The sequence below is a fragment of the Lutibacter oceani genome (assembly GCF_003384935.1).
In the GTDB taxonomy this organism is placed as follows: Bacteria; Bacteroidota; Bacteroidia; order Flavobacteriales; family Flavobacteriaceae; genus Lutibacter; species Lutibacter oceani.
Genome location: NZ_QTTQ01000011.1, coordinates 456,435 through 482,132, shown reverse-complemented (window position 1 = coordinate 482,132; position 25,698 = coordinate 456,435). Strand labels below are relative to the sequence as shown.

Annotated in this window: 19 protein-coding genes and 1 pseudogene; 6 read left to right on the top strand and 14 right to left on the bottom strand. The window is 29.3% G+C overall.

Annotated elements, in window-relative coordinates; translation table 11 throughout:
* Positions 1 to 65 precede the first annotated feature (65 nt).
* The 3 genes and pseudogenes from BX611_RS11440 to BX611_RS11430 all read right to left on the bottom strand — a co-directional run.
* Positions 66 to 542, bottom strand: a pseudogene (locus BX611_RS11440) (GH25 family lysozyme); the annotation flags it as partial.
* Between the two features lie 324 nt (positions 543 to 866).
* Positions 867 to 1,901 (bottom strand): LacI family DNA-binding transcriptional regulator, encoded by a 1,035-nt coding sequence (locus BX611_RS11435; protein WP_115881332.1) that lies wholly within the window; start codon positions 1,899 to 1,901, stop codon positions 867 to 869.
* Positions 1,894 to 4,284 carry a penicillin acylase family protein gene (locus tag BX611_RS11430; RefSeq protein ID WP_115881330.1) on the bottom strand — a complete coding sequence of 797 codons (2,391 nt, stop codon included), beginning with the start codon at positions 4,282 to 4,284 and terminating at the stop codon, positions 1,894 to 1,896. The genes BX611_RS11435 and BX611_RS11430 overlap by 8 nt, the downstream gene beginning before the upstream one ends.
* A gap of 123 nt (positions 4,285 to 4,407) precedes the next feature.
* Here BX611_RS11430 and BX611_RS11425 point away from each other — a divergent pair, with 123 nt between their 5' ends.
* Together BX611_RS11425 and BX611_RS11420 are read left to right on the top strand one after the other, a co-directional pair.
* The gene (locus BX611_RS11425) at positions 4,408 to 4,884 is read left to right on the top strand and encodes a hypothetical protein (protein ID WP_115881328.1); all 477 of its coding nucleotides are present in this window, start codon (positions 4,408 to 4,410) and stop codon (positions 4,882 to 4,884) included.
* Entirely contained in the window at positions 4,874 to 5,074 is a 201-nt protein-coding gene (locus tag BX611_RS11420) for a helix-turn-helix transcriptional regulator (protein WP_115881326.1), read from the top strand. Before BX611_RS11425 ends, BX611_RS11420 begins: the two co-directional genes overlap by 11 nt.
* Here the strand turns inward: BX611_RS11420 and BX611_RS11415 are convergent.
* The 6 genes from BX611_RS11415 to lpdA form a co-directional block, all read right to left on the bottom strand.
* Positions 5,071 to 5,586, bottom strand: a complete 516-nt coding sequence (locus BX611_RS11415; protein ID WP_115881324.1) for a DinB family protein — start codon at positions 5,584 to 5,586, stop codon at positions 5,071 to 5,073. The two genes, BX611_RS11420 and BX611_RS11415, sit on opposite strands and share 4 nt — an antisense overlap.
* A 5-nt stretch (positions 5,587 to 5,591) precedes the next feature.
* Entirely contained in the window at positions 5,592 to 8,180 is a 2,589-nt protein-coding gene (locus BX611_RS11410; RefSeq protein WP_115881322.1) for a phosphoenolpyruvate carboxylase, read from the bottom strand.
* A gap of 96 nt (positions 8,181 to 8,276) precedes the next feature.
* Positions 8,277 to 8,651 (bottom strand): hypothetical protein, encoded by a 375-nt coding sequence (locus BX611_RS11405; protein ID WP_115881320.1) that lies wholly within the window; start codon positions 8,649 to 8,651, stop codon positions 8,277 to 8,279.
* A gap of 57 nt (positions 8,652 to 8,708) precedes the next feature.
* Positions 8,709 to 10,055, bottom strand: a complete 1,347-nt coding sequence (gene tilS / locus BX611_RS11400) for a tRNA lysidine(34) synthetase TilS (RefSeq protein WP_115881318.1) — start codon at positions 10,053 to 10,055, stop codon at positions 8,709 to 8,711.
* Positions 10,056 to 10,068: 13 nt separating this feature from the next.
* Positions 10,069 to 11,373, bottom strand: a complete 1,305-nt coding sequence (locus BX611_RS11395) for an anthranilate synthase component I family protein (RefSeq protein ID WP_115881316.1) — start codon at positions 11,371 to 11,373, stop codon at positions 10,069 to 10,071.
* Positions 11,374 to 11,441: 68 nt separating this feature from the next.
* Positions 11,442 to 12,842, bottom strand: a complete 1,401-nt coding sequence (gene lpdA / locus BX611_RS11390) for a dihydrolipoyl dehydrogenase (protein ID WP_115881314.1) — start codon at positions 12,840 to 12,842, stop codon at positions 11,442 to 11,444.
* A 501-nt stretch (positions 12,843 to 13,343) separates the two neighbouring features.
* On the opposite strand from lpdA, the gene BX611_RS11385 reads away from it, so the two are divergent.
* The 3 genes from BX611_RS11385 to BX611_RS11375 are packed head-to-tail and all read left to right on the top strand — an operon-like array spanning position 13,344 to position 19,891.
* Positions 13,344 to 17,015, top strand: coding sequence for a gliding motility-associated C-terminal domain-containing protein (locus BX611_RS11385; protein ID WP_115881312.1), 3,672 nt, complete (start codon positions 13,344 to 13,346; stop codon positions 17,013 to 17,015).
* 12 nt (positions 17,016 to 17,027) lie between these two features.
* Complete coding sequence (locus BX611_RS11380) at positions 17,028 to 17,951, top strand: PorP/SprF family type IX secretion system membrane protein (RefSeq protein WP_115881310.1); 924 nt, start codon at positions 17,028 to 17,030, stop codon at positions 17,949 to 17,951.
* Positions 17,952 to 17,971: 20 nt separating this feature from the next.
* A complete protein-coding gene (locus BX611_RS11375) occupies positions 17,972 to 19,891 on the top strand; it encodes an OmpA family protein (protein ID WP_115881940.1) in 1,920 nt (639 codons plus the stop codon).
* Between the two features lie 511 nt (positions 19,892 to 20,402).
* Here BX611_RS11375 and BX611_RS15065 read toward each other — a convergent pair.
* From BX611_RS15065 to BX611_RS11365, 3 genes are all read right to left on the bottom strand, one after another.
* On the bottom strand, positions 20,403 to 20,579 hold the full coding sequence (locus tag BX611_RS15065) for a hypothetical protein (protein ID WP_162880022.1): 177 nt from the start codon (positions 20,577 to 20,579) through the stop codon (positions 20,403 to 20,405).
* A 71-nt stretch (positions 20,580 to 20,650) separates the two neighbouring features.
* Positions 20,651 to 21,169 carry a CAP domain-containing protein gene (locus tag BX611_RS11370; RefSeq protein WP_115881308.1) on the bottom strand — a complete coding sequence of 173 codons (519 nt, stop codon included), beginning with the start codon at positions 21,167 to 21,169 and terminating at the stop codon, positions 20,651 to 20,653.
* A gap of 401 nt (positions 21,170 to 21,570) precedes the next feature.
* Entirely contained in the window at positions 21,571 to 23,601 is a 2,031-nt protein-coding gene (locus BX611_RS11365; protein WP_115881306.1) for a M3 family metallopeptidase, read from the bottom strand.
* Between the two features lie 186 nt (positions 23,602 to 23,787).
* Here BX611_RS11365 and BX611_RS15060 point away from each other — a divergent pair, with 186 nt between their 5' ends.
* Complete coding sequence (locus BX611_RS15060; RefSeq protein WP_162880021.1) at positions 23,788 to 23,964, top strand: hypothetical protein; 177 nt, start codon at positions 23,788 to 23,790, stop codon at positions 23,962 to 23,964.
* 1 nt (position 23,965) lies between these two features.
* Here the strand turns inward: BX611_RS15060 and purE are convergent, their stop codons facing one another.
* Entirely contained in the window at positions 23,966 to 24,451 is a 486-nt protein-coding gene (purE, locus tag BX611_RS11360; protein WP_115881304.1) for a 5-(carboxyamino)imidazole ribonucleotide mutase, read from the bottom strand.
* A gap of 71 nt (positions 24,452 to 24,522) precedes the next feature.
* A complete protein-coding gene (locus BX611_RS11355; protein WP_115881302.1) occupies positions 24,523 to 25,668 on the bottom strand; it encodes a 5-(carboxyamino)imidazole ribonucleotide synthase in 1,146 nt (381 codons plus the stop codon).
* Positions 25,669 to 25,698: the final 30 nt, after the last annotated feature.

The following is a 25,698-nucleotide window of genomic DNA, read 5'->3' as shown; positions in this document are numbered from 1 at the left end:
GAATTTTTTATATAAATTTCTAAAATGATACCGTTTAATATATTTAAAAATGGAGTATTTAAATATTAATTATATAAGTCTGATTTTTCACCATAAAAAACATCAAAATCATCAATACTCGATTTATAATGGTAATTGTCACTTTTTTGCCAAATTTTAAACCCAGTATTTTTCCAAGTAGCTGGTATTATTGGATATTTTTTTGAAGTATATTCGGCAAGCCAAAGAGGGTATTTAGAAAAAGCTTTGTTTGTTAAATACATATTTGCAAAATTACGATTAGTATAAATCATTGGAATTCTGCTCGTTTTTATTTCTATATGATTTAAAAACTTTAATATATTTTCTTGAATAATTTTTAAATTATCATCATTTCTAATACTTTGTGACTCAATATCTATAATAGGGGTAATATCTGTAGATTCCCATTTTTTAACAATATTTAAAAAATGTTGGGCTTGTTTAATTGGATCGTCACTTCCTATATAAAAATGGTATGTTCCTCTAATAATATTTTTATTTTTTAAGGATTTCCAATTTGAAAAAAAGTAGGATCTATATAATCTTTTCCTTCAGTAGCTTTACATATTATAAATGTAAGTTTATCTAAATGATTTATTTCGTCAACAATGTTGGCATTGTATTTAGAAATATCAATTCCGTATAAAATAGTAGCAGGTGCAGGTTTAGTTTTTTTGATTTTACTAAGCTATCGTTAATTTTTAAAGTTGAGGTTTTGGGGTAGTTAATTAAGTTTGTTTCTTGTTGCCGTAAACAATCTTTAAAAAAGTAAAGAATAACTATTAAACAAGTTAGCAGCAATAAAATTAAAGATCTTTTTTTAGTATTCATTGCTGTTTTATAATTTAAAACTTTATAAAGAGTTTTTTTGTTGATTCACGTTCAACCAATTGTGTTCTAATTATTTCGGTTTTAATATCGTCAAATTCAATTTTATTTTCGAGTTTATCTATTAATCTAGTTGCAGCAACTTCACCTGTTGTGTGTGCAAAACGATTTACACTTGTTAATGGTGGTGAACCATAACGAGATAATATACCATTTGTAAAACCAATAATTGAAATTTCCTGAGGAATTTTAATACCTCTTTTATTTAAAACTTGTGTAGCTATTGCTCCAGAAACTTCATCAACAGAAAAAATACCATCTACCTCATTATTATCTAGCATTTCATTAATACGTTCTTTCAAGTTTGTTTCATCTTCTAGCCTGATAATAAGATTTTCATTAGGAGTAACTCCGTATTTTGTAAGTGCTTTTAAGTATCCTTTTATTCTGAATTTATTAATGTTTAATCCTTCTGAAGTTGAAATAATAGCAATGTTTTTACAATCTGATTTCATTAAAAAACGAGTTGCTTTATAGGCACTTTTTACGTTATCAGTTACTACTTTATCACAATTAATGTCTTTATGAACCCGATCGTATAAAACAATTGGAGTTCCTTCATTCAAAATATCATGAAAATGTTCAAAGTTTTTTAGTTTTAAAGTTTCAACGGATATGCAAGCAATAAAACCATCAATGGTTCCATTTGATAACATTTCCATTGTGTTTACCTCTTTTTTGTAGCTTTCGTTAGTTATACAGGTAATTATATTGTACCCTTTTTCAGTAGCCACCTTTTCTATACCACGAAGCACCCTAGCAAAATAATAAGTAAGAATATTTGGAATAATTATACCAATAGTCTTTGTTTTTTTATTTTGTAAACTAAGCGCAAGTGTATTTGGTTTATACTTGTGTAATTTTGCATATTCTTGAATTTTTTTCTTGGTTTCTTCACTTATTTCATAACTATCATTTAAAGCTTTTGAAACTGTTGAAATAGAAACATGTAATGCTTGAGCTATTTGTTTTATAGTTATTCTTTTATTCATTTTTTGGTAGAATAATTAATTTTGTTGAACTATTGATAATTTCCTCTTTATTTAATTTCATTTTTCTGAATTCTCCATTATTGTACATTTCAGATTGGTCTTTATAATGAACACTAAAAGGGTTTCCGGATTGACCAGTTGGCAAGATACTAATACTATTTTCAATATCCGAAAAATCTATGATTCTTCTTGTTGAAGGGCCTGCGGTTATTTTATACAATCCAGAATTATCATACAAATAACCTCTATTATCAATAACTTCCCTTGCACCTTTCATTGAAAATGGACCAACATTAAAATATTCTTTTAATGCTGCAACAGTACCAAGAGGATGCGCATGCTCTAAGGTATGAACTTTTCCCCAATTCCAAGTATTTATTTCACTTCCAAGTTGATTTTCTAATGCTGTAATTGCTTCTTTATAAGATTTTGATAGAATAGCTGTTTTAGTTTCTTTTAAATTTGAAGTATTTAAATTGTCCCACCATATAGAATTTGTCTTTTTTAAATGGTCTGCAATTACACGTTTCATTAAATGTGTGTTTAGTAGTTGATTAAAAAGTTTCTCACCTAACTCATCTTCAAAAGTGTTTTTTAAGTATAAATAAATTAGTTTATTATAAATTGTTGGAGCAATCATTTTTTGTGTATTGGAGCCATCCCATTTTTTTAAAATTTCAAATGCTTCTTGTTCATTTTTTGTAAAAGAATTAGTTGCAATGTTAGCAAGTATATCTTTTACAATAATTGGTGATGTTGAAGAAGTAACATCATTAATCATTTTAGCTATAGCTTCCTTATCCCAATTGTTTTTTGGTTCAATTAAATCAACAATTCTTTTTGCTCTATCTTCAGGTAAATAATAACCAGGATATAAAATATTTGCAATAGTATCTGGCTGATTATTTGCCGAATACACATAATCCCATTTAGGTTTTTCAGCCATTGGATTTTGATTAAAATCTAAATATTCAATGGGATCGTCTTCGCCAGAAGCGCCGTTTAATATAAACTTTGTGTTTACCTGAGGTTTGTGTTTGTATAATTTTCCTGAAGCCCACCAAGCTACATTTCCTATAGCATCTCCGTACATAATATTTAATCCGGGAGCGTGAATCATACTTGCACCTTTTTTAACATCAGACATTTTAGTTGCTCTTGAAATGGTATGTAAAGCATCTAAAACTTGTCCGTCAAATTGTGTGTAAACCCATGACATAGCAATTGGACTGGTTTGTGAAATTTCTTCAACAACATCGTTCATTATTGGGCCATGACGTGTGTTTCTAACATTAATTGTTACGGTATCTTCGTCTTTTACTTTAATGGTTTTTGTTACGGTTTTATATGCTTCAAATCCATTAGGTGTTTTATACTTGGTATTATCTTCTGGATGATTTTCTTCTTTATAAAAATCAATATCATCATTTTCAAACATAGTTAATCCCCAAGCGTAATTCCTATTATGTCCCAATAATGGAAATGGCACACCTGCCATATGATAGCCATACATTTCGTAATCTGGTGTAGAAATATGTGCTTCAAACCAAACAGATGGCTGAGAATAACCAATATGCGGATCATTTGCAAAAAGCACTTTTCCGGTAGTTGTTTTATTTGCAGAAATCACCCAACTATTGCTGCCAACAAAGGGAGGTATGGGTGAATTATCCATAATTTCTTGAACATTGGAAACTAAATTTTCAAAACTTTCAATTTCTGGTTTTGAATTTTTTATAAGCGTGGTATTTGGATCTATGTTAATGTTTAATTCTTTTAAATAGTCATTCCCTAATTTTTCTTTAATGGAGGTTAAAAGTGGATCGGTTTTATGCGCCATTGCAAAACTAAAGGACATATAGCCTAAAATATTATAAATATCTTTAAGTTGATATTGTTCTTTTTCAATTCCGATTAAAGTAAATTCAATAGGGGTAGCTCCGCTTTCAATAAATTGATTTACACCATTTAAATATGCAGTCGCCATTTTATAAACGTCTCCGTTTTTATCTAATTTTTCAATTGATTTTTCCGAGGCTTCCTCTATACCTAAACTCACAAAAAATTTGTCGTTTTTTAGCATATCTTTTCCAAAAATCTCTGAGAGTCTTCCTGGTGCAATTCTTCTCATTAATTCCATTTGCCAAAGTCTTTCCTGTGCGTGAACATAGCCTAAAGTAGTTACAGCGTCTTTTTGATTTTCAGCATAAATATGTGGAATTCCAAAATCATCAAAATAAACTTCAGTTTTATTTTCAATAGAACTTAAATTAATTGAGCCTTCATAATTTGGTTTTAGGCTATTATAATACACCCAACCGCCAATAATTACTATTGCTAGTAAAATGGCAATGAAGAATGCTATTTTTTTGAAAATTCGCATTAGAAAAAGAGGTTTTTTAGTTGCGTCAAATATAATATTTTAAATGTTACGAAACTAAATAGTAAAAAATATTTGTCTAAAAGTAAAAAATACTTTACATTTGATATGTAAATTTATTAAATTATGAAATCTAAATTTTTATTTTCGCACAAGTATAAGTCTTTAGGCTGGTTGATATTTTTTGCAGGAATGGTTTTAGGAACTATTTTATTGTTAAATGATATTGAATATCCAAATTGGGAAGTAAATGTTTTTCCATTAATTAGTGAGAATGACATTTTTTCTAACCCGGCTTTTGAATGGAATTCCAATAATATTGCAGATGAACTAGCTTCAATTTTAATAATTATTGGAGGAATTCTGGTCTCTTTTTCAAAAACAAAAGACGAGGATGAGTACATTTCAAAAATTAGAATGGACTCCTTAATTTGGGCAACGTATGTAAATTACATTGTATTAGTAATAGCAATACTTTTTGTATTTGACTTAAGTTTTTTTAATGTTTTAATTTACAATATGTTTACCATATTATTATTTTTTATGGTACGTTTTCATTACGTTTTGTACAAATTTAAAAGAAGTATAAGCAATGAAGAATAGTATAAAAGTTGAACGCGCCATGCATAACATTACCCAGGCAAAATTGGCAGAAATGATTGGTGTAAGCAGACAAACTGTTAATGCAATGGAGTTAAATAAATATGTTCCTTCAACGGTTTTAGCTTTAAAAATATCTGAAATTTTTAATAAGTCTGTTAACGAAATATTTTTTTTAGATAGTGGAGATTAAAGATATTTTTCTTTTATAATTTTTAAATGATGCATTTGATGTCCAGCAATAATAAATCCAAGAGCTCTAACTGTCATATCACTATTATTTGCCGAACCAGTTAGAAACATCATTTCTGGTGTAAAACTATTAAATAATGAAATGCTTGCATTTCTAATATTGATAAATTCTTTTAGTAAATCTTTAAAATTACGCGTATTACCATTAGAATTATTTACGTACCAATCTTCATCAAAACCCGGTAAATTGGTAGCGTCATTTCTGGAAAAACGTAAAGCTCTATAACTTAAAACCCGCTCAGCATCTATAATATGTTGTACCAATTCTTTAATGGTCCATTTACCTTCAGCATAACTATATATTAATTTTTCTTCAGGTAAATTTTCTAAAGTACTAACTAAGTCTTTTAATGAGGTGTTTAAAACATCAAAAAGATTTACTTCTCCCAAGCTTTCTATATAACTGCTGTAAAAGGGCGCATATTCATTTTCATTTAATTGAACTGAATTCATAATTATTAAGCTGAATTTCTACTGGCGTTAATATTTCCAAATAAAGATCGAGTAACCATTTTTTCATAAACTTTTATTTCTTCTTGATTTACCTCTTCGTCTTTTTGTAATTCCTGAATTTTACGCAACGCATATTGTTGAATAGTAAGTAAAGGTAATACTATGTTTTCCCTTATATCAATTGAAGCTTTGCCAACCGGATTATTTTGCATTAATTTTTCATAATCTGAAAGTTTTAAAATCAATCTTTTGGTGGTTAAATATTCATTGTGAATAATGTTCCAAAATTCACCAAATTCTGGATCTTCAGACATGTATTCTGTTAATTCAAAGAAAGATTTTGAAAGTGCCATCATACTATTTCCAATTAGAGCTTTAAAGAAATCAGAGTTATTATAAAAATGTTTTATCTTTTCAAAATCTCCACAATCTTCGTATTTTTTTAAAGCAGTACCAACACCATAAAAACCAGGAACATTTTGTTTTAACTGGCTCCAAGAGCCAACGAAAGGAATAGCACGTAAATCAGCAAAATTTAATTCTTTAGATTGTGATCGTTTTGAAGGACGACTACCAATATTGGTTTTTGCATAATATTTTAGGGTGCTCATTCTTTCCAAATAAGGCATAAATTTTGGGTGATTTTTAAAATCAACGTAGGCTTTATAACTAGTTAAAGCTAAATCGTTCATAATTTCAGTATCACTTTTTGTCATGATATTGTTAGCATTACTAAACAATTCATTTGAAATACCTGAACTTAATAATTGTTCAATATTATACTGTGAAGAGTCTAATGTTCCAAAATTTGAACTTATTGTTTGCCCTTGTACCGTTAATTGTATTTCTTCATCTTCAATTGTTGGACCTAATGAGGCATAAAATTTATGTGTTTTTCCTCCACCACGTGCTGGCGGACCACCACGGCCATCAAAAAAGATAACTTTAATTCCAAATTCTCTAGATATTTTTGTTAAGTTTTCTTTAGCTCTAAATATTGACCAATTTGCCATTAAATAACCTCCATCTTTTGTTCCGTCAGAAAACCCAAGCATGATAGTTTGTTTATTATTTCTGCTATTTAAATGATTTCTATAAGCTTCATTTGTGTATAGTTTTTTCATTACACTTGCAGCATTTGTTAAATCATCTACAGTTTCAAATAATGGAATTATATCAGCGGTAATATTATGTTTAAAACCACATAAATTAAACATTGCAAAAGTTTCCATTACATTTACGGCCGTTTGATTATTGCTTATAATGTACCTATTTGCACCTTTTTCACCATTATTTTGTTGAATTTTTTTAACTGCATAAATTGAACTTAAAGTTTTGGAAACCATTTCATCTTCAAAAATTGAAATATCAACTGTGTCTGAAACTGATGAAAGAATTTCTATTTGTTTATTTTCTGAAAGTTCTAAATAATTTTCTGGAAATAATTTATTGCCATTTTTTTGTAAGGTTGTTACAATTTCAGAAAATACATTGTGGTGTACTCTACTGTCTTGTCTTATATCTAAGGTTGCAAAGTGATAACCAAATAAGGAAACTTTATTAATAAAATCGTTTATTTCATCTAAAAATAATGATTGATGCTTTGAAATTAATGTTTCTTTAATTTGATTTAATTTATCAATAAATTCGCCTAAAGGAAGCATAGTGTTAATTTCTGGGTTTACACTATTTTCAAATAAAAGTGTTTCCAGTTCTGAAATTACTTGTTCAACACCATTAAAAGTTAAACGCCTTTTTAAAATTCGAATGTCTCTATAATAATTTTTTAAAATGGTTTGTTTTAAACGTTTTGCAACATTTAATGTTATTTCTGTTGTTACAAACGGATTTCCATCTCTATCTCCTCCGGGCCAAAAACCTAAGTTAATTATCTCGTTATTAATAGGTTCATTATCAAAAATATTGCTTTTTATATAATCGTAAACAGCAGAAACAGAATGGTAAAATACGTTTTCTAAGTACCATATTAAATTAACGGCTTCATCGTAAGGCGATGGTTTTTCGTGTTTAAAAAATGGTGTTTTACCCAATTGAGCTAACAACTGGTTTATTTCTAATAAATCATTGTTTTCAATAGCTTCAGTTAAATCGGTAATAATACCTAAAACTGTTCCTGGATAAAATTGTGTTGGGTGTGCAGTTAATACTACACGCACTTTAAAATCTTCAAGGTGTTTTTTTAATGCTTCAGTTTTATTTTCTAATGTAGCGGTTTCTTTACTATTTCTTAAAGTACCAACTCCATCCATATTATTTACAATTGGAAATGCAGCATCTTCAATAGCATCAAACAATACAACCTGACGTTCTATGTATTGAATAAATTTAAAAAGTAAATTTATTTTTTCATCTTCCGAAGGGTTTTGCTGATAGGTTTTAAAGAAATTTTCAACTATTTCTGTTGGATTTTTCTTATCTGAAAAACCACTTTTACATATATCATGAAACAGGGGTAATAATACGCCTGTTTTAGTAATAGTATCAAAAGGGAGTGTCATAAATATACTATTGTAAATTTGATATTTAGATAACACGTTTTCGTTAAACCTCGTTAGTTTGGGTTGTTTATGCATATTTTTTTAGTTATAAAGGCGAAAATTACAAAAGCTTCGTTAAAAATAATGATTTTGCTTCATTAATTTAACGAAATCGTTTTTTTTGTGAAAGTACTAATTCTTATTTCTAAAAGGTACTCTGTATAAATCAGAAACATTAAAAAAACTACTTTTAAGTTTCATATTATTGTAGATTTTTTGATACGTATCAAAAATATATTTACTGGGAATTTTTCCCATATTTTCAATTGGAATTGTAAAATAGCCTTCTTCAAGGTTTTTAGTATTTAAAACAACAAATTTATATTGCTTCAAATTTAATTTATTATTAATGTTAAAAGGACTACTGGTTTCTGTTGAAATATTAAGTGAATAAATGCTTTTAGGAAGAAAAGGATTTTCAAAATCAATATTTATTTCTTGAGAAAAGCTTGTGCCAATTGAAAAAAATAAAACTGCAATTATTAAAAAAGGTTTCTTTAAAAACATAGAATTAAATTTGAAAATCAACCAATTAAGTTACTCAATTAAAAATAATAATCCAAATTAACATTTTATTTTTAGAAGTTTAGAAGTGTTTTTAGTTACCTTAAAACGTTCATCTAATCGTTTTCCAATTACCCAAATTATCTCGTTATTAGAGCATAAAAGCCAAGCGCTTTCTTTTTCAAGTAAAGACATTTTTTCATCTTTAAAAAACTTACTTAATTTCTTTTTACCATTTAAACCAATAGGGAAAAAATAATCACCTTTTTGCCATTTTCTAATTGTTAAAGGAAATTGAATTTTATTATAATCGATAGAAATTATTTGGGGATTATCAAAAATAATTTCACCAAAAACTTTATTTTGATGATTTTTTGTGTCAAAAGGGATATCAATACTTTTAAATTTTAATTTTATAGGAACATTTATTTTTGAAGTGTTTTCTGGGATTTCATATAAAACTGACTTTTTAGCAGCCAAAATTTCAGAAACAATTAAAACCTCTCTATCTTTTAGTAACCTATGTGTTTCGCTAAAAATTTGTTTTCCACTTTGTGCATCCAATAAATCTGCAACATCATTCCACTCGGTAAAGTTATAGCCTTTTAAAAGTTCGTATAAATACACTTTGGGATTGCTTAACTTTTTTAATTCTTCAATATTAAAATGAATTTCATCATTTTCTAAAGTGGTTATTTTTTCTCTAATATTACTAATTCGATCTTTTACAATTTGCTGACTTCCTTTTAAATTTTCGAGAGTATTATTAAGAGTGTCAAGCAAATTTGGATTTAGTTCTTTTAAAAAAGGTACTACTTTATGCCTAATTTTATTTCGTACATATTTTATAGAAGAATTACTTTGGTCTTCACGCCAATGCAACTTATTTCTTGTTGCATACACTAAAATTTCATTTCTGGAAAAAGAAAGTAAAGGACGTACAATGTTTTCATTAATTTCAGGGATACCTGTAAGTCCGTCTAATCCTGTTCCACGAACCAAATTTATTAAAACGGTTTCTATAATATCATCTTTATGATGTGCTGTAATTATATAATCTAATTGATTTTCTTTTATAATTTTTTGAAACCAATTATAACGTAATTCACGTGCAGCCATCTGGGTAGAAATTCCATTTTCAGTAGCGTAATTTTCAGTTTCAAACTTAATAGTATAAGTAGGAATTTTTAATTTTTCTCCTAATTCTATAACATAAACTTCATCTTTAATGCTGTCTTTACCGCGCAATTGAAAGTTGCAATGTGCTAATGATATTGAAAAATTTAATGAATTAAATAAATGGGTTAAAACTACACTGTCTATACCACCTGAAATAGCAATTAATAGTTTTTTACCATTTAAAAAAGCTAAATTTTCATTTATATGCGTTTGAAATGCTGTTTTCATTTAGTAAATATAATTAAATGGAGTTTAATAAAACTTGTTTCATAGCTTTTGCTTTTAGCAAGCATTCTTCGTATTCTTTTTCGGGAACAGATTTTGCTGTAATTGCTCCACCAACTGAATAAGAAACATATTTTTTGGTTTTATTGTATAAAATACTACGTATAATTACATTAAAATCAAAGTCTCCCTTTGGTGTAAAATAACCAACTGCTCCAGAATATAAGCCACGCTTTGTTGCTTCCAAATCTTCAATTATTTTCATTGCAGAAATTTTTGGAGCACCGGTCATACTTCCCATTGGAAAGGTGTCTTTTATAATGTCTACCGGGTGTATAGTGTTGCTAACTTTACAAGAAATAGTTGAAATTAATTGATGTACTTGTTCAAAAGTATACACTTTACAAAGTTCATCTACTTTTACAGAACCTTTTATTGCTGAACGAGATAAATCGTTTCTAACCAAATCAACAATCATAATATTTTCAGCGCGTTCTTTAGGGTTTTTCTCTAACTCAGTAATTAATTTTAAATCTTCTTTTTTTGATAGGGCTCTTTTTTCGGTTCCTTTTATGGGTTGCGAAATAACTCTATTTCCTTCTTTTTTTAAATAGCGTTCAGGTGAAGCGGACAATAAAAATTTGTCGTTTAGTTTTAAAAATGAGGCAAAAGGAGGTTTGGAAATTTGGTTTAATTGGGTATAAATTTTTAAAGGATTTATAACTGAATTTTCACTATAAAACTCCTGGCAAAAACTGGCTTCGTAAATATCTCCACGATGAATATGGTTTAATATTGAATTCAGTTTTTTGTAATATTCATCTTTGTGAATTCTAAGTTTTATTTTTATGTTGTTTTTAGTTTTTACCTTATTTTTATTGGGTTTTGGGTTGTTAATGTCAACTAAATCAGTTTCAATTTCTTTTTGAAATTGAGATATATATTTAACTGTTACAATAGTTCCTTTTATAAAAAATATTTTTTTAGGTTGAAAGAAAAACAAATCAGGAAAATTCAATTCATCTAAATTATTAGAGGTTAAATGTTCTACATCATTTTTTAAATCATAACCTAAATAGCCAAAAATATAATCGTTTATACCTGTTTGATATGCTTTAAGTTTATTGAAAGCATTTATATAATTTGTTTCAATTTTAGAAAATGCGTCAACAGCCAAAACAGCATCAAAATTTGAATGCTTTTGTATATAGTTGTTACTATCTAACCACACAGCGATTTTAAATTGCTGTGCCCAAATCAAAAGTTTCGATTTAAATTCAGAAATATCAGTAATCTGAATCGCTTTTTTAGTTCGTTGCATCAAGACAAAAATAAAAAAGTCCTTTCAATTAGAAAGGACTTTTTTTATATAATAAGATGTTTAGTTTTTTAACTATGAATAGCTCTGTCATTTACAGCCAAACAAGCTTCTTTAAAAGCTTCAGTATATGTTGGGTGGGCGTGAGATGAGCGCGCAATATCTTCAGATGAAGCTCTAAATTCCATTGCAATAACGGCTTCAGCAATCATATCAGCGGCTCTGGCTCCTATCATATGAACACCTAAAATTTCATCTGTTACAGCATCAGCTAATACTTTTATTTGCCCGTCGGTATCCATACTTGCTCTCGCTCTACCTAAAGCACGCATTGCAAATGATCCAACTTTGTAATTAACGCCAGCTTCTTTTAATTGCTCTTCAGTTTTACCAACCGCAGCAACTTCCGGCCAGGTATAAACTACTCCCGGAATTAAATTATAATCAATATGAGGTTTTTGTCCTGCAATTAATTCAGCTACCATAGTTCCTTCTTCTTCAGCTTTGTGAGCTAACATTGCACCTTTTACAACATCTCCAATAGCATAAATATTAGAAACATTAGTTTGTAAATGCTCATTTGTTTCAATTTGTCCACGTTCAGAAACTTTAATTCCAACATTTTCTAGCCCTAATCCTTCAGTATAAGGTTTTCTACCAACAGAAATTAATGTGTAATCTCCTTTAAATTCAACAGGATTGCCTTTTTTATTATCAGCGGTAACAATAACTTCATTTCCTTTATTTTCTACTGAAGAAACTTTGTGGCTGGTAAAGAATTTAATCCCTTGTTTTTTTAATGATTTTTGTAATTCTTTTGAAAGCATTGCATCCATTCCAGGAGTAATACTAGGCATATATTCAATAACGGAAACTTCAGAACCTAACCTGCTATAAACAGAACCAAGTTCTAAACCAATTACTCCACCACCAATAACAATAAGATGTTTTGGTATTTCGTTTAAACTTAAAGCCTCTGTTGAAGTAATTACTCTTTTTTTGTCTAATTTAATAAACGGTAAAGAAGCTGGTTTTGATCCAGTTGCAATAATAGTTTTTGCGGCTTCAATTTTTTCTGAAGTACCATCGGTTTTTAATATATTAATATGTGTAGTATCAACAAAACTTCCAAGTCCTTGAAACATATCAATTTTGTTTTTCTCCATTAAATAATTAATTCCACCTGAAGTTTGTGAAACTACATCGTTTTTACGAGCAATCATTTTATTGAAATTCACTTCTAATCCTTTTACATCAATTCCGTGCGTTGCAAAATGTTTTGTAGCATCGTAATAATGATGCGAAGAATCTAACAAAGCTTTTGAAGGAATACATCCAACATTTAAACAAGTACCACCAAGAGTATTGTATTTTTCAATTATTGCAGTTTTTAATCCTAATTGCGCACATCGTATTGCAGCAACATATCCTCCAGGCCCAGAGCCAATAACGGCTACATCATATTTATTCATTAGTTTTAGCTTAATGTTGAATGGCAAAAATAGAATATTTTATTTATTCTGTTAGCTAAATAAATAATAAATATTTTATTTACATAGATGCTTTTTGTGAAAAAAATATTGAAATTTTGATCTGATATTTTTAGTTAATTAATTAAAAATAAGGAAGATATGTCTTTTGTTAAGTGTTATTATTAAAAAAATAAGTAAAATTGTATGATATTTATCACCATTTATTCAGAAAACGCTTCCATTTGTTAAATTCTTTAAAAATAGAGGTTTGAATTTTCTGAAATATTCCGAATACGAAGTATATTTGTTAAACAATTGAGAAATGTTCCCCACAAGACTCTTTTATTTATCACCCCCACAGATTTAAAAACAACAATATTAAAACATTGTTTGGATAATTAGACCCCTATTATTAGTAAAATTGTCTTTATGACAAAAAAGCTTTTTAAGTTGTAACTGTGCATTAATTTATGCAGTATTTGAATTTAAAATAAAAAAATTATGAAAAAAAATACTTTAACTCGTTTAGTGACTTTTTTGGTGTTGTTGTTTTCAAATTTGATTTCATTCGCACAAACAACCATTCCTATTACAGTGCCTACTGGAGGTTTTGAGATAGATGGTGACCTTAAAGCTGGAACTTTAATGACTGATCCTGGAGGAGACTGGTTAGATGGTGGTAATCCACAATATGGATTTGTTTTTAATAATTTAGGTCCTATAGAACCAAGTACTACGCATCTAGAACAAGATGCATGGGATGGAAATGATAATATTTTTGCTAGTGGAAAGTTTAATGATAATCCTGGAACTTGGGGATGGAAAATTGGGAAAGCAAATGGGAAAGGCGATGTAAATAATATGGCTTATCATATTGCCAAAGATGATGCTGGAGATGAATGGATAATATTTTTTGGTGATAGACTAACAACAAACGGTACTAGTTATATTGATTTTGAATTTTTCCAGGCAACAGTTACAGCCGATTCTAATTTTGGTTTTTCAACAGCAGGTCAAGATGGAGGAAGAACGGTTGGTGATGTACTTCTTACTGTACAATATGTTAATGGAGGATCTCTGGCTAACGCTTATGTTTATTGGTGGCAACCTGATGGATTTGGAGGGTATGATTATGTGCCATTAACAGGCCATGCAGGTGATGCGGTTTCCGTATCAAATGGCGCTTTAGTGACTATACCTACAGGGTATACAGCCTTTGGGGGTAATTCGTATGACCCATTACAATTTGTTGAAGGTGCTGTAAATCTTACAGGAATTATGAATAATACTATTACTGACCCTTGTGATGGTGGTGTAAGCTTTAAATCTTTGTTGGTAAAAACCAAATCTTCTGCTGCAGAAACCGCTGCATTAAATGACTTTGTTGGACCTCAACAGGTTTCAATTAGTTTTGGTGAAACCCTAATTAAGTATGGTGATGTAGAGTTTGGTGATGCTGGAATATTTTGTAATGATGAAGGTACTGTTGAAGTTACTAAATCAAATACAAATATTACAGGGGGAACATATTCCTCTACACCTTCTGGATTGACTATTGATCCTAATACTGGACAAATCGATGTTAGTGCTAGTGCTCCAGGTACATATACGATAACATATACTTATTTTGTAAACAATGTTTTAAACAATGTTTTATGTCCTAAGACAGCAACGGCACAAGTAATTATAAATCCGACACCAACGCCAGTAGATTCTCCATTTACTATATGTTCCGATGGGACATCAACAGATACAGATTTAACAGAAAAAGATGTAAATGTGCTAGATGGTGAAATAGGAACAGTAGCATGGTATGATGGAGATCCAAATAATGGAGGTATTCTACTTTCACCAGCAACAGCGGTTAACTTAAATACTATAACCGATTTATGGGCAGAAGTAACCTTAACTAATGGTTCTTGTACAGGTACTGTAGATATTACGGTAACAATAGAAGATAGTGTTAAGGCAGATATTCTAGAAAATGTTACTGAATGTGACAGTTATGTATTGCCAGAATTAACCAATGGTTCATATTATACGGGAACAGGAGGAACAGGAGAAGCAAAGAATGCAGGAGATTTAATCGAAGCAACAGTTACGTTATATGTTTATGTAGCGGCTACAGATAACTGTCCATCTGACGAGAGTAGTTTTACGGTAACAATAGAAGATAGTGTTAAGGCAGATATTCTAGAAAATGTTACTGAATGTGACAGTTATGTATTGCCAGAATTAACCAATGGTTCGTATTATACGGGAACAGGAGGAACAGGAGAAGCAAAGAATGCAGGAGATTTAATCGAAGCAACAGTTACGTTATATGTTTATGTAGCGGCTACAGATAACTGTCCATCTGACGAGAGTAGTTTTACGGTAACAATAAATGACATTCCAATGGTTAACGCAGGTTCAAATAAAACAATTACTTGTACAGATGAAACAGTTATATTAAATGGTAGTGCAAGTATTGATGATGAAGTTGGTTTAAGTTACTTATGGAATGGACCAGGAGGTTTTACTTCTTCAATTCTAAATCCAGAAGTAGGCGTACCAGGTATTTATACTTTAACTGTATCAACTATTAACGGTGAAATTGTATGTTCTGCAAGTGATAGTGTACAAGTAACACAAGATGTTACAAAACCAATAGCTGTTTTAACTGCAGAAGCAACAGAATTAAGTTGTTCTGTTACTAGCATAGTTTTGGACGCAAGTGATAGTACAGGTGGTGATAAGTTCCTTTGGAAAGGTGGTGAAACCACTTCAAGTATAACTGTAAATGAACCGGGAAGTTACTATGTGATAGTAACTAAATCTTCAAATGGATGTTCAGCTGTTAAAACAATAACAATTACTCAAGATAATACTGAGCCAGAGGTTATAATAACTGGCAATGAAGCAATAACTTGTTCAACAACAAGTATCACTTTAGATGCAAGTAGTTCAACAGTACAAGGTGAAGCAAGTTATTCATGGTCAGATGGATCGGAAGAATTAGGAACCGGAGCTACGTTAGAAGTAACCACGTCAGGAGACTATAGTGTAACGGTAACAGATTCAGAAAACGGATGTTCAGCAACCACAACAGTTACAGTATTAGAAAACGTAACAGCAGTAGTTGCAGCAATAACAGGCAATGCAGCATTAACCTGTTCAACAACAAGTATCACCTTAGATGCAAGTAGTTCAACAGTACAAGGAGAAGCAAGTTATTCATGGTCAGATGGATCGGAAGAATTAGGAACCGGAGCTACGTTAGAAGTAACCACGTCAGGAGACTATAGTGTAACGGTAACAGATTCAGAAAACGGATGTTCAGCAACCACAACAGTTACAGTATTAGAAAACGTAACAGCAGTAGTTGCAGCAATAACAGGCAATTCAGCATTAACCTGTTCGACAACAAGTATCACCTTAGATGCAAGTAGTTCAACAGTACAAGGAGAAGCAAGTTATTCATGGTCAGATGGATCGGAAGAATTAGGAACCGGAGCTACGTTAGAAGTAACTACAGCAGGAGACTATAGTGTAACGGTAACAGATTCAGAAAACGGATGTTCAGCAACCACAACAGTTACAGTAGAAGATAATCTTATAGTTGAAGTTATTGACAATCCTAATGACGTAGTTACTTTATGTATTGAAGATATTTCAATTGACCTTACAACATTGTTAGTTGAAGACTTTGAAACTGGAGGAACTTGGATTGATGAATTAAATAGTGGTGGATTGAACGGAGACTTATTTGATCCTTCAATAGTAAATTTAGGAACCTATCAATTTACATATACTGAGCCTGGAGAATGTGGTAGAGTTATTAAGATTTATGTAAATGTAAATGATGATTGTGTTGTATTGCCTTGTTCAACAAGTGATTTGGAAATATCAAAAGTTGTAACTCCTAATAATGATGGTTTTAATGATCGGTTTGAAATATTAGGATTAGAAGGATGTGGATTTACATTTGATGTTCAAATATTTAACCGTTGGGGTAAAATGATATATCAATCAAATAATTATCAAAATAATTGGAGAGGGTATGCTAATACTGGTGGTGCTACAATTGGTTCAAGTACTGATTTACCAACAGGTACCTATTATTATATTGTAAATGTATTAAGTAGTGGTTTTGAGCCAATTACTGGATATATATATTTAGGAACTCACTAAAAAAATAAATCTATGAAACGTATAATTATAGTTATAGTAATAATGGTTTTAGGATTAGAATATTCTAATGCGCAACAGTTACCACAGTTTACTCAATATATGTACAATACAATTGCTATTAACCCTGCGTATGCAGGTAGTAGAGATGCATTAAGTATTGTAGGATTAAATAGAAATCAATGGGCTGGATTTGATGGAGGACCACAAACACAAACTTTATCTGTTCATTCTCCTTTAAGGAATGAAAAAGTAGGTTTAGGGTTATCTTTGATAAACGACAAATCAGGTTACGAAAACTTTACCTATGTGTATGCAGATTTTTCATATACTTTACAAGCAAGTGATGAAGTTAATGTAAGTTTTGGTTTAAAAGGGGGAATGACTTATTATAAATTAGCGGAGGAGTTATACAATGCGACTGAAGTAAATCAGGATCCTTATTTTAATGAAAAGTTAAATAGGTGGAATTCAAACTTTGGTGCGGGTATTTTATTTCATTCAAATAAATGGTATGCTGGTTTATCAGTACCAAAACTTATCAATCACGATTTAAATAATGATTCAGAATACGCTGCTTTGGAAAGAGTTCATTATTATCTTATTGGAGGATATGTTTTTGATTTAAATGATAATTTAAAATTAAAGCCCTCATTTATGATTAAACAAACAAAAGGAGCTCCAATTTCAACAGATTTAACAGCTAATTTCCTATTTAATGAAAAGTTTTGGCTAGGAGGTTCTTATAGATTCAATGGAGATCAAAAAGCTATAGGAGCACTTGTAGATTTTCAAGTTTCTGATCAATTTAGAGTTGGATATACATATGAAATTCCTACAGGAGAAATTAGACCTTATACATCTGGATCACACGAGATTTTGTTAATGTATGAATTTAGATACTTGAAAAGAAAACAAAAATCTCCAAGATATTTTTAACCAAATTAATGATGAAAATTATGAAAAATATAGGAATTTTATTTGTTGCTTTTGTTTTAATAAGCACATCGGTATTTGGTCAAACAGCAAAACAGAAAAGAGCTGAGAGACAATTTAATGACTTTTCATTTGTAAAAGCAATAAATACTTATGAAAAATTAATTGATACAAGTTTTAATAAATTTTATGCAATGCGTAAATTAGGAGATGCATATATTATGTTGCGTCAGCCAGAAAAAGCATTGCCAATTTATAAAGAAGTAGTAAAACAAGAAAATGTTCCTTCGGAATATTATTTGTATTATGCTCAAGCCTTGAGAGCAAACGGAGATTATGAAGCTTCAAAAAAGTGGATGAAAAAGTTTAAAGAATCAGGAAATGAACAAGATTTAAGGGTTAAAGACTTTTTTAAAAATGATGATTTGGCAAGTGCTATTTTTAATGCTTCAGAAAAAAACACCTTACAAAAGTTAAACATAAATACTAAGTTCAATGAATTTGGAGCAGTTGAATTAAATAATGAAATAATATTTAGTTCGTCAAGAGATGAAGGAGTTTCTGTTAAAAGGTTGTACGCTTGGGACAAACAACCCTTATTAGATCTTTATAAAGTTTCTAAAGAAGAAGCTTCAGTAGAAGCTACAAAACAATTAGAAGGAAATGTAAATACCATTCATCATGATGGTCCAGCAACTTTTAATAGTGACGGAACTAAAATGTATTTTTCTAGAAATAATTATTTTGAAGCTAAGAAAATAAATGATGAAAAAGGTATTATGCATGTTGGAATTTATAGTGCTGATTTAGTTAATGGAAAATGGGAAAATATTAAGCCTTCAAATCTAAATAATCCGAATTATATTGTTTATCACCCATCATTAAGTGAAGATGGAAAGAAACTGTATTTTGCTTCAGACATGCCGGGTGGTATAGGTGGAACTGATATTTATGTTAGTGATGTGCTTGAAGATGGAACTTTAGGAAAACCAGTAAATTTAGGTAATGTAATTAACACTGAAGGAAATGAAGCATTTCCATTTATATATAATGCAGAAGATATCTTATATTTTTCTTCTGATGGACATGTAGGATTTGGTTTAATGGATGTTTTCGCAGCTGTAAAAGGTGAAAATAATAGCATTGTAAATGTTATAAATTTAGGAGAGCCAATTAATAGTAAAAAAGATGATTTTGCATATTACCTTTCAAAAGATGGTTTTAAAGGTTTTATTTCTTCTAATAGAAAAGGTGGAGAAGGTGGTGATGATATTTATGCTTTTACTAGAATACCTCCACTAACATTAAAAGGACAAATTTTTGATGCTGTTAATAACGAACCTGTTGTAGGAGCCAAAGTTTTACTTACTAGAGAAAATGGTGAGGAATTAGCTTATTTTATTACTAAAGAAGATGGAGCTTATGAGCATTTGATTCCAAGAGATGAAAAATTTGTATTGAAGGGGTCAAAGGAAAAATACCAAGATGTCTCAAAAAACTTTAGTTCTTTTGGGTTAGAAAAAGAAAAAGAAATAATAGTCGATTTAAATATTCCAATGAAACCTATTGAAAATGTTGTTATATTAGCAGATTTGGAAACTATCTATTTTGATTTGGACAAATATAATATTAGACCAGATGCAGCTATTGAATTAGACAAGGTAGTAGCTCTAATGAATAAATATCCTGGAATGGTAATTAGATTAGAGTCACATACAGATAGTAGAGCAGATGATGATTATAATTTAGTATTGTCAAATAACAGGGCAAAATCTACATATAAATATATTATATCAAAAGGTATTGATGCTTCCAGAATTACTAAATATGAAGGTTTTGGTGAAACACAATTGGTTAATAAGTGTTCAAATAATGTAAAATGTTCTGAAGCTGATCACCAGTTAAATAGAAGAACAGAATTTATAATAATTAAAATGAAATAGTAAAAGGCAGTCGTTAAATTAATTTACTTGTTTACTACCGTTGTGGGGACGACAATTTTCTCAAGAAATTATTTGCGGCTGCTTATTATAAAACTCCAATAGGAGTAATGGTTTAACCTTTATGTTTAATGTTGGTAAAACCAAGAATAAAAGTGTTAATTGTAATTTACGATTAACGCTTTTATTTTTTACTTATTTGTGAAATTTCATAATTCTAAACTTTAAGTTTCCTATATTTTTTAAACTGTTAACCAATTATTAAGGGTGAACTTTTGAATATAATTAAGTGAAATTAAAAAGAATATTCACCAACTAGTCTTTACATACTTTATTAGTTAAATCGACTTGTGTTATTTGTAAGGATAATGTTGATATTAAATAATTAAAATGAGTATATCCACCTAATTTATAAATAGAAGAAAAGCAGCGATTATAATAATTTACTTGTTTAGAGTCGTTTCGTTGTGGGGACGACAATTTTCTCAAGAAATTATTTGTGGACTGCTGCCAATTATAATAAAACTCCAGTGGGAGTAATGATTTCACCTTTATGGTTTGTATAGGTAAAACCAGGAATTAAAGTATTAATTTGTATTTTACAATTAATACTTTTATTTTTTAATGAATAGTTTTTAACTACTTTTAAAAATTTTTCTTTTCTAAAACCTTGTAAATTTGTTGCTTCCATGTTGAAAAAAATTAAGTTAAATTAAAATAGTTAGTCATTAAAAAAATATTGCGGGGGATAAAATTCGATAATTATTTTGTTATAAAAATTTGTGTAAAGTAATTTCTGCCTTCGGAATTTGAATCGGTTGAAATTCCAAAATGTGTATAGTTTTCGTTTTCTATAATTTTTTTGTGTTCTTCACTGTTTAACCAACCATTTAAAACGCCTTGTGCAGAATTAAAGCCAAATGCTACATTTTCGCCAACTGATTTTGCCCCAGCATTATTAATAAGAGTTTCTGAACGTTGATTGAAATTATCGTGGTTAACAACACCTTTCTCTATCATATATCCAGTATGTCCATCTGCAACACCAGAAATAATATTTAAAGTTGTTAATGATTTTAGCCCTAAATTTTGTCTATGCTCATTTACTAAATTTAATATTTCGGTTTCAATGTCTGAATAGGATACTTGGCTATTTACAACCTCATTATTTAAAGCCTCATTAGTTTCATTAAAATAAATACCATCATCTTCTTTTGAGCAAGAAATTAAAATAGAACTAAGAAATACAAACGACAAAAGGAAAGTGCTAAGAGATTTCATTGTTTTGGGGTTTTTGGGGTTTGGGTTGATTTATTTCAGGGGGTTAAAATAAAAAACCAACAGATATTTTAAATTAAAATACTTGTTGGTTTTTTAAATGGGGTTGATAATTCTATTTGTATTAAATAAATTCATGATAATTGTTGGGGTTATGAATAATTTATACATCAAATGTACATATAAATATAAAACAAAACAAGAAAAAATACCGTTTATTTAATAAAACATACCATTTATTAGGTTAAAACATCATTTTGTATGGTTAATCATTACTTTTTTAGGGGAAATTATTACCTTTTATAATAAAAAATAAAGAAGTTAATTGTTCAAATCAAACAAAATAAGGTGGATATTCAATTGAATATCCACCTTTTAAATACTATTTATAAAAAATATTGGGATTATTTTATTAATCCAGCTCTTTTTAACAAGGCGGTATTGTCTGGTTTTTTACCTCTATAATTTTCGTATAATTTCATTGGTTTTTCTGTGCCTCCTTTTTCTAAAATATAAGATTTAAATTTTCTTGCAGTTTCTTTGTCAAAAATCCCTTTTTCTAAAAATAATGCAAATGCATCTGCATCCAATACTTCTGCCCATTTATAAGAATAATATCCAGAAGAGTACCCTCCTTGAAATATATGTGAAAAAGATGTGCTCATGCAGTTTTCTATTACATCAGGATATAATTGTGTGTTTTTAAATGAAAGAGTTTCAAATTCTTTTACATTTTTTATACCTGTTGGGTTATTTCCATGCCATTCCATATCTAAAATTCCAAAGCTTAACTGACGTAAAGTTTGAATTCCTTCTAAAAAGTTTGAAGATTTTTTTATTTTAAGAACTAATTCCATTGGAATTAGCTCATTTGTTTCAAAATGTTTTGCAAATAAACTTAGAGCTTCTTTTTCATAACACCAATTTTCAAATATTTGGCTTGGAAGTTCTACAAAATCCCAATATACATTTGTTCCAGATAAACTAGGATATGTTGTGTTTGCTAGCATACCGTGCAAAGCATGACCAAATTCGTGAAACAAGGTAGTTACCTCATTAAAAGTAAGTAATGAAGGTTTAGTTTCTGTAGGTTTTGTAAAGTTACATACAATTGAAATATGCGGTCTTGAGTTTTCTCCATCCTTTTTCCATTGCCCTTTAAAAGAAGTCATCCAAGCACCATTTCTTTTTCCTTTTCTTGGAAAAAAATCTGCATATAAAATTGCTATATAATTTCCAGATGTATCTGTAACTTTAAATGTTTTTACATCTTCGTGATATTTGTCTATTGTAAATATTTCTTCAAAATTTAAATTGTATAATTTATTTGAAATCTGAAAAACACCATTAATAACATTTTCTAATTTAAAATAAGGTTTTAGTTTTTCTTCTTCTAAGTCAAAAAGTTCTTTTTTTAATTTTTCTGAATAATAAGCACTATCCCATTTTTGAATTTGTTGAATTCCATCTAGTTTTGCGATTTCAGAAAGTTGGTTGAATTCAATTTTTGCTGCTGGCTTAGCTTTGTTTAATAGGTCATTTAAAAATAATTTCACAGTTTCAGGAGTTTCTGCCATGCGCTCTTCTAAAACAAAATGAGCGTGTGATTTATAGCCTAATAAAACAGCTCTTTTATATCTATAATTTACAAGGTCTAAAACTATTTGCTCATTATTAAAATTATTTTTTTTAAATGCCCTTGCTCCAAATGCAAAAGACATTTTTTCTCTAAGTTTTCTGTCTTCCGCATAAGTCATAAAAGGCACGTAACTTGGGTAGTCTAATGTAAAAATCCAACCTTTTTTGTTCTTTTGTTTTGCGGTTAATTCTGCGGCTTCAATAACACTTTCAGGCAATCCTTTTAGTTGTTTTTTAGTTGTTAAATGAAGTTCAAAATCATTGGTTTCTGCAAGTACGTTTTCACCAAATGTTAATTTTAATTTTGATAATTCTGCGTCAATTTTTCTTAATTCAATCTTTTTTTCTTCACTTAAATTAGCACCATTTCTAACAAAACTCTTATATTTTTTAGTTAATAACATCTCTTGTTCTGATGTTAAATTGAGGTCCTCTTTAATATCATAAATTAAATGAATTCTTTTGAAAAGATCTTTGTTTAAGGTTACATCATTAGAGAATTCAGACAGTAAAGGTGAAACTTCTTGCGCTATTTTTTGAATTTCATCATTAGTTTCAGCTGAATTCAAATTAAAAAATATTCTTGAAATTGTATCCAATTTTTGACCACTAAATTCTAAAGCTTCAATGGTATTTTCAAATGTTGGAACATTTTTGTTATTTGTTATGCTGTCAATTTCTTCTTTAGCAATTTTTATCCCTTCAATAAAAGCAGGTTTGAAATGTGCATTTTTAATTTTTGAAAAAGGAGCTGATGAATATAAAGTATCAAATTTAATTAATAATGGATTTTTCATAGTTATAAATGTATTATGAATATTAATTTTTTTACAAAGATATTACTTATCATTACTTTTAATAATATTAAAGTCAGAAAACAATATCCTTTTTAAATTAAAGGAATTTTTTTATTGAAAAATGTAAAATAGCTATAATTTTTTTCCACTTTGAACGTTTTATAATTATAAAAAATTTGTAGAAAAATGAAAGCAATAATTTTAAATGAAACTTTCACAAAGTCTAAAAGAACAGAAACTAAAAAAAGAGTGAGAATGAATGTTAAAAGTAATAAGCTGGTTATAAACACAATAATTCCCGGGTTTAATTATAAAAATAATAAAGGAGAAATTATTGTGCCTAAAACACGTGTTATTTTATAGATTATTTTTTAATGTTTTCTGAAGCTTTTATAACTTTAGTTTTTAAACTTTCTTTATAAAGTACAATTTTATCTAGAATAATTTTATTTGAACTGCCAATAATTTGCGCAGCTAAAATACCTGCGTTTTGTGCTCCATCAAGGGCAACTGTAGCAACGGGAACACCTCCTGGCATTTGAAGTATAGATAAAACAGAATCCCAACCATCAATAGAATTTCTTGATTTTACGGGTACACCAATAATTGGTAGTGGACTCATAGATGCAACCATTCCTGGTAAGTGAGCTGCTCCGCCAGCACCAGCAATTATCACCGAAATTCCTCTTTTATGAGCATTCTTGGCATAGTCGAATAATTTTTCTGGAGTTCTGTGTGCTGAAACTATGTCAACTTCAGTTTCTATGTCAAAACTTTTTAAAATATCTATTGCTTGTTGCATTATTGGGAGATCAGAATCACTTCCCATAATTATTCCTACTTTACTCATGTTTATTTAAGTTAAAAGTTAAAAGTTAAAACTAAAAGTTGTTGAAAGTATGCTTAACTAACAATCAGCAACTATTTACTAATAACTTTAATAGTGTTTTTTACTTTTTCAGCAATTTTGCGTGCTTCGTTTAAATTGTTATTAACAATAGTAACATGGCCCATTTTTCTAAATGGTCGTGTTTGTTTTTTTCCGTAGATATGTGGAGTTACACCATCCATTTTTAGGATTTCTTCCATATTTTCATAAACTACATCACCTGAAAAGCCTTCAGAACCTACCAAATTTACCATTATTCCAGCAACTTTGCTAGCCGTATTTCCTAAAGGTAAATTTAAAATGCTTCTTACATGTTGTTCAAACTGACTTGTATAAGAAGCTTCAATACTATAATGCCCACTATTATGTGTTCTTGGAGCAACTTCATTTACTAAAATTTCATCATTTTTAGTTTGAAACATTTCAACAGCTAATAAACCAATATGTTTAAATGATTCTGCTACTTTTAAAGCTATATTTCTAGCTTTGTCGGAAACTTCATTAGAAATTCTTGCCGGACAAATAACATATTCAACTTGGTTAGCTTCTGGATGAAATTCCATTTCAACTACTGGATATGTTTTTATTTCACCATTTTTATTACGAGCTACAATTACAGCTAATTCGTGTTTAAAAGGAATTAATTCTTCAATAATGCAATCAGTATTTGCTAACAAATTTAAATCATCTTGATTTTTTACAATTTTAACACCTGTACCATCATAACCAAATTGAGCCGATTTCCACACAAAAGGAAAATTCAAAGTCTCAGTTTTTAATTCATTTAAATTAGAAAATCGTTTGTGGGATGAAGTTGGAATGTTATTTTTTACAAAGAAATCTTTTTGTCTACCTTTATGTTGAATTATTTGCAAAACACTGGGTTGTGGGTAAATTTCTAATCCTTCTTCTTCTAACTTTAAAAGTGCATCTATATTAACATGTTCAATTTCAATAGTTAATAAATCAACTTTTTTGCCAAAATTATAAACTGTTTCAAAATCCATTAAACTACCTTGATGAAATTCGTTACAAATTTGCGCACAAGGAGCGTCTTTGTCACCATCTAAAATACTTGTATAAATATCGAATTTATGAGTTTCAGTCAGCAACATTTTTCCTAATTGACCACCGCCTAAAACGCCTAACTTAAAATTTGATGAGAAATAATTTTTCACTTTTAATGCTTTCGCACAAAAATAGTAATC

Excerpts from the sequence above, each read along its gene's own strand:
- lpdA (WP_115881314.1), bottom strand. The coding sequence starts at position 12,842 with ATGAATAAATATGATGTAGCCGTTATTGGCTCTGGGCCTGGAGGATAT.
- BX611_RS11410 (WP_115881322.1), bottom strand. The coding sequence starts at position 8,180 with ATGCATAAACAACCCAAACTAACGAGGTTTAACGAAAACGTGTTATCT.
- BX611_RS11365 (WP_115881306.1), bottom strand. The coding sequence starts at position 23,601 with ATGAAAAATCCATTATTAATTAAATTTGATACTTTATATTCATCAGCT.
- BX611_RS11375 (WP_115881940.1), top strand. The coding sequence starts at position 17,972 with ATGAAAAATATAGGAATTTTATTTGTTGCTTTTGTTTTAATAAGCACA.
- BX611_RS11395 (WP_115881316.1), bottom strand. The coding sequence starts at position 11,373 with ATGCAACGAACTAAAAAAGCGATTCAGATTACTGATATTTCTGAATTT.
- BX611_RS11435 (WP_115881332.1), bottom strand. The coding sequence starts at position 1,901 with ATGAATAAAAGAATAACTATAAAACAAATAGCTCAAGCATTACATGTT.
- BX611_RS11430 (WP_115881330.1), bottom strand. The coding sequence starts at position 4,284 with ATGCGAATTTTCAAAAAAATAGCATTCTTCATTGCCATTTTACTAGCA.
- BX611_RS11385 (WP_115881312.1), top strand. The coding sequence starts at position 13,344 with ATGAAAAAAAATACTTTAACTCGTTTAGTGACTTTTTTGGTGTTGTTG.
- tilS (WP_115881318.1), bottom strand. The coding sequence starts at position 10,055 with ATGAAAACAGCATTTCAAACGCATATAAATGAAAATTTAGCTTTTTTA.
- BX611_RS11415 (WP_115881324.1), bottom strand. The coding sequence starts at position 5,586 with ATGAATTCAGTTCAATTAAATGAAAATGAATATGCGCCCTTTTACAGC.
- BX611_RS15065 (WP_162880022.1), bottom strand. The coding sequence starts at position 20,579 with ATGGAAGCAACAAATTTACAAGGTTTTAGAAAAGAAAAATTTTTAAAA.
- BX611_RS11380 (WP_115881310.1), top strand. The coding sequence starts at position 17,028 with ATGAAACGTATAATTATAGTTATAGTAATAATGGTTTTAGGATTAGAA.
- BX611_RS11420 (WP_115881326.1), top strand. The coding sequence starts at position 4,874 with ATGAAGAATAGTATAAAAGTTGAACGCGCCATGCATAACATTACCCAG.
- BX611_RS11405 (WP_115881320.1), bottom strand. The coding sequence starts at position 8,651 with ATGTTTTTAAAGAAACCTTTTTTAATAATTGCAGTTTTATTTTTTTCA.
- BX611_RS11425 (WP_115881328.1), top strand. The coding sequence starts at position 4,408 with ATGAAATCTAAATTTTTATTTTCGCACAAGTATAAGTCTTTAGGCTGG.
- BX611_RS15060 (WP_162880021.1), top strand. The coding sequence starts at position 23,788 with ATGAAAGCAATAATTTTAAATGAAACTTTCACAAAGTCTAAAAGAACA.
- BX611_RS11370 (WP_115881308.1), bottom strand. The coding sequence starts at position 21,169 with ATGAAATCTCTTAGCACTTTCCTTTTGTCGTTTGTATTTCTTAGTTCT.
- purE (WP_115881304.1), bottom strand. The coding sequence starts at position 24,451 with ATGAGTAAAGTAGGAATAATTATGGGAAGTGATTCTGATCTCCCAATA.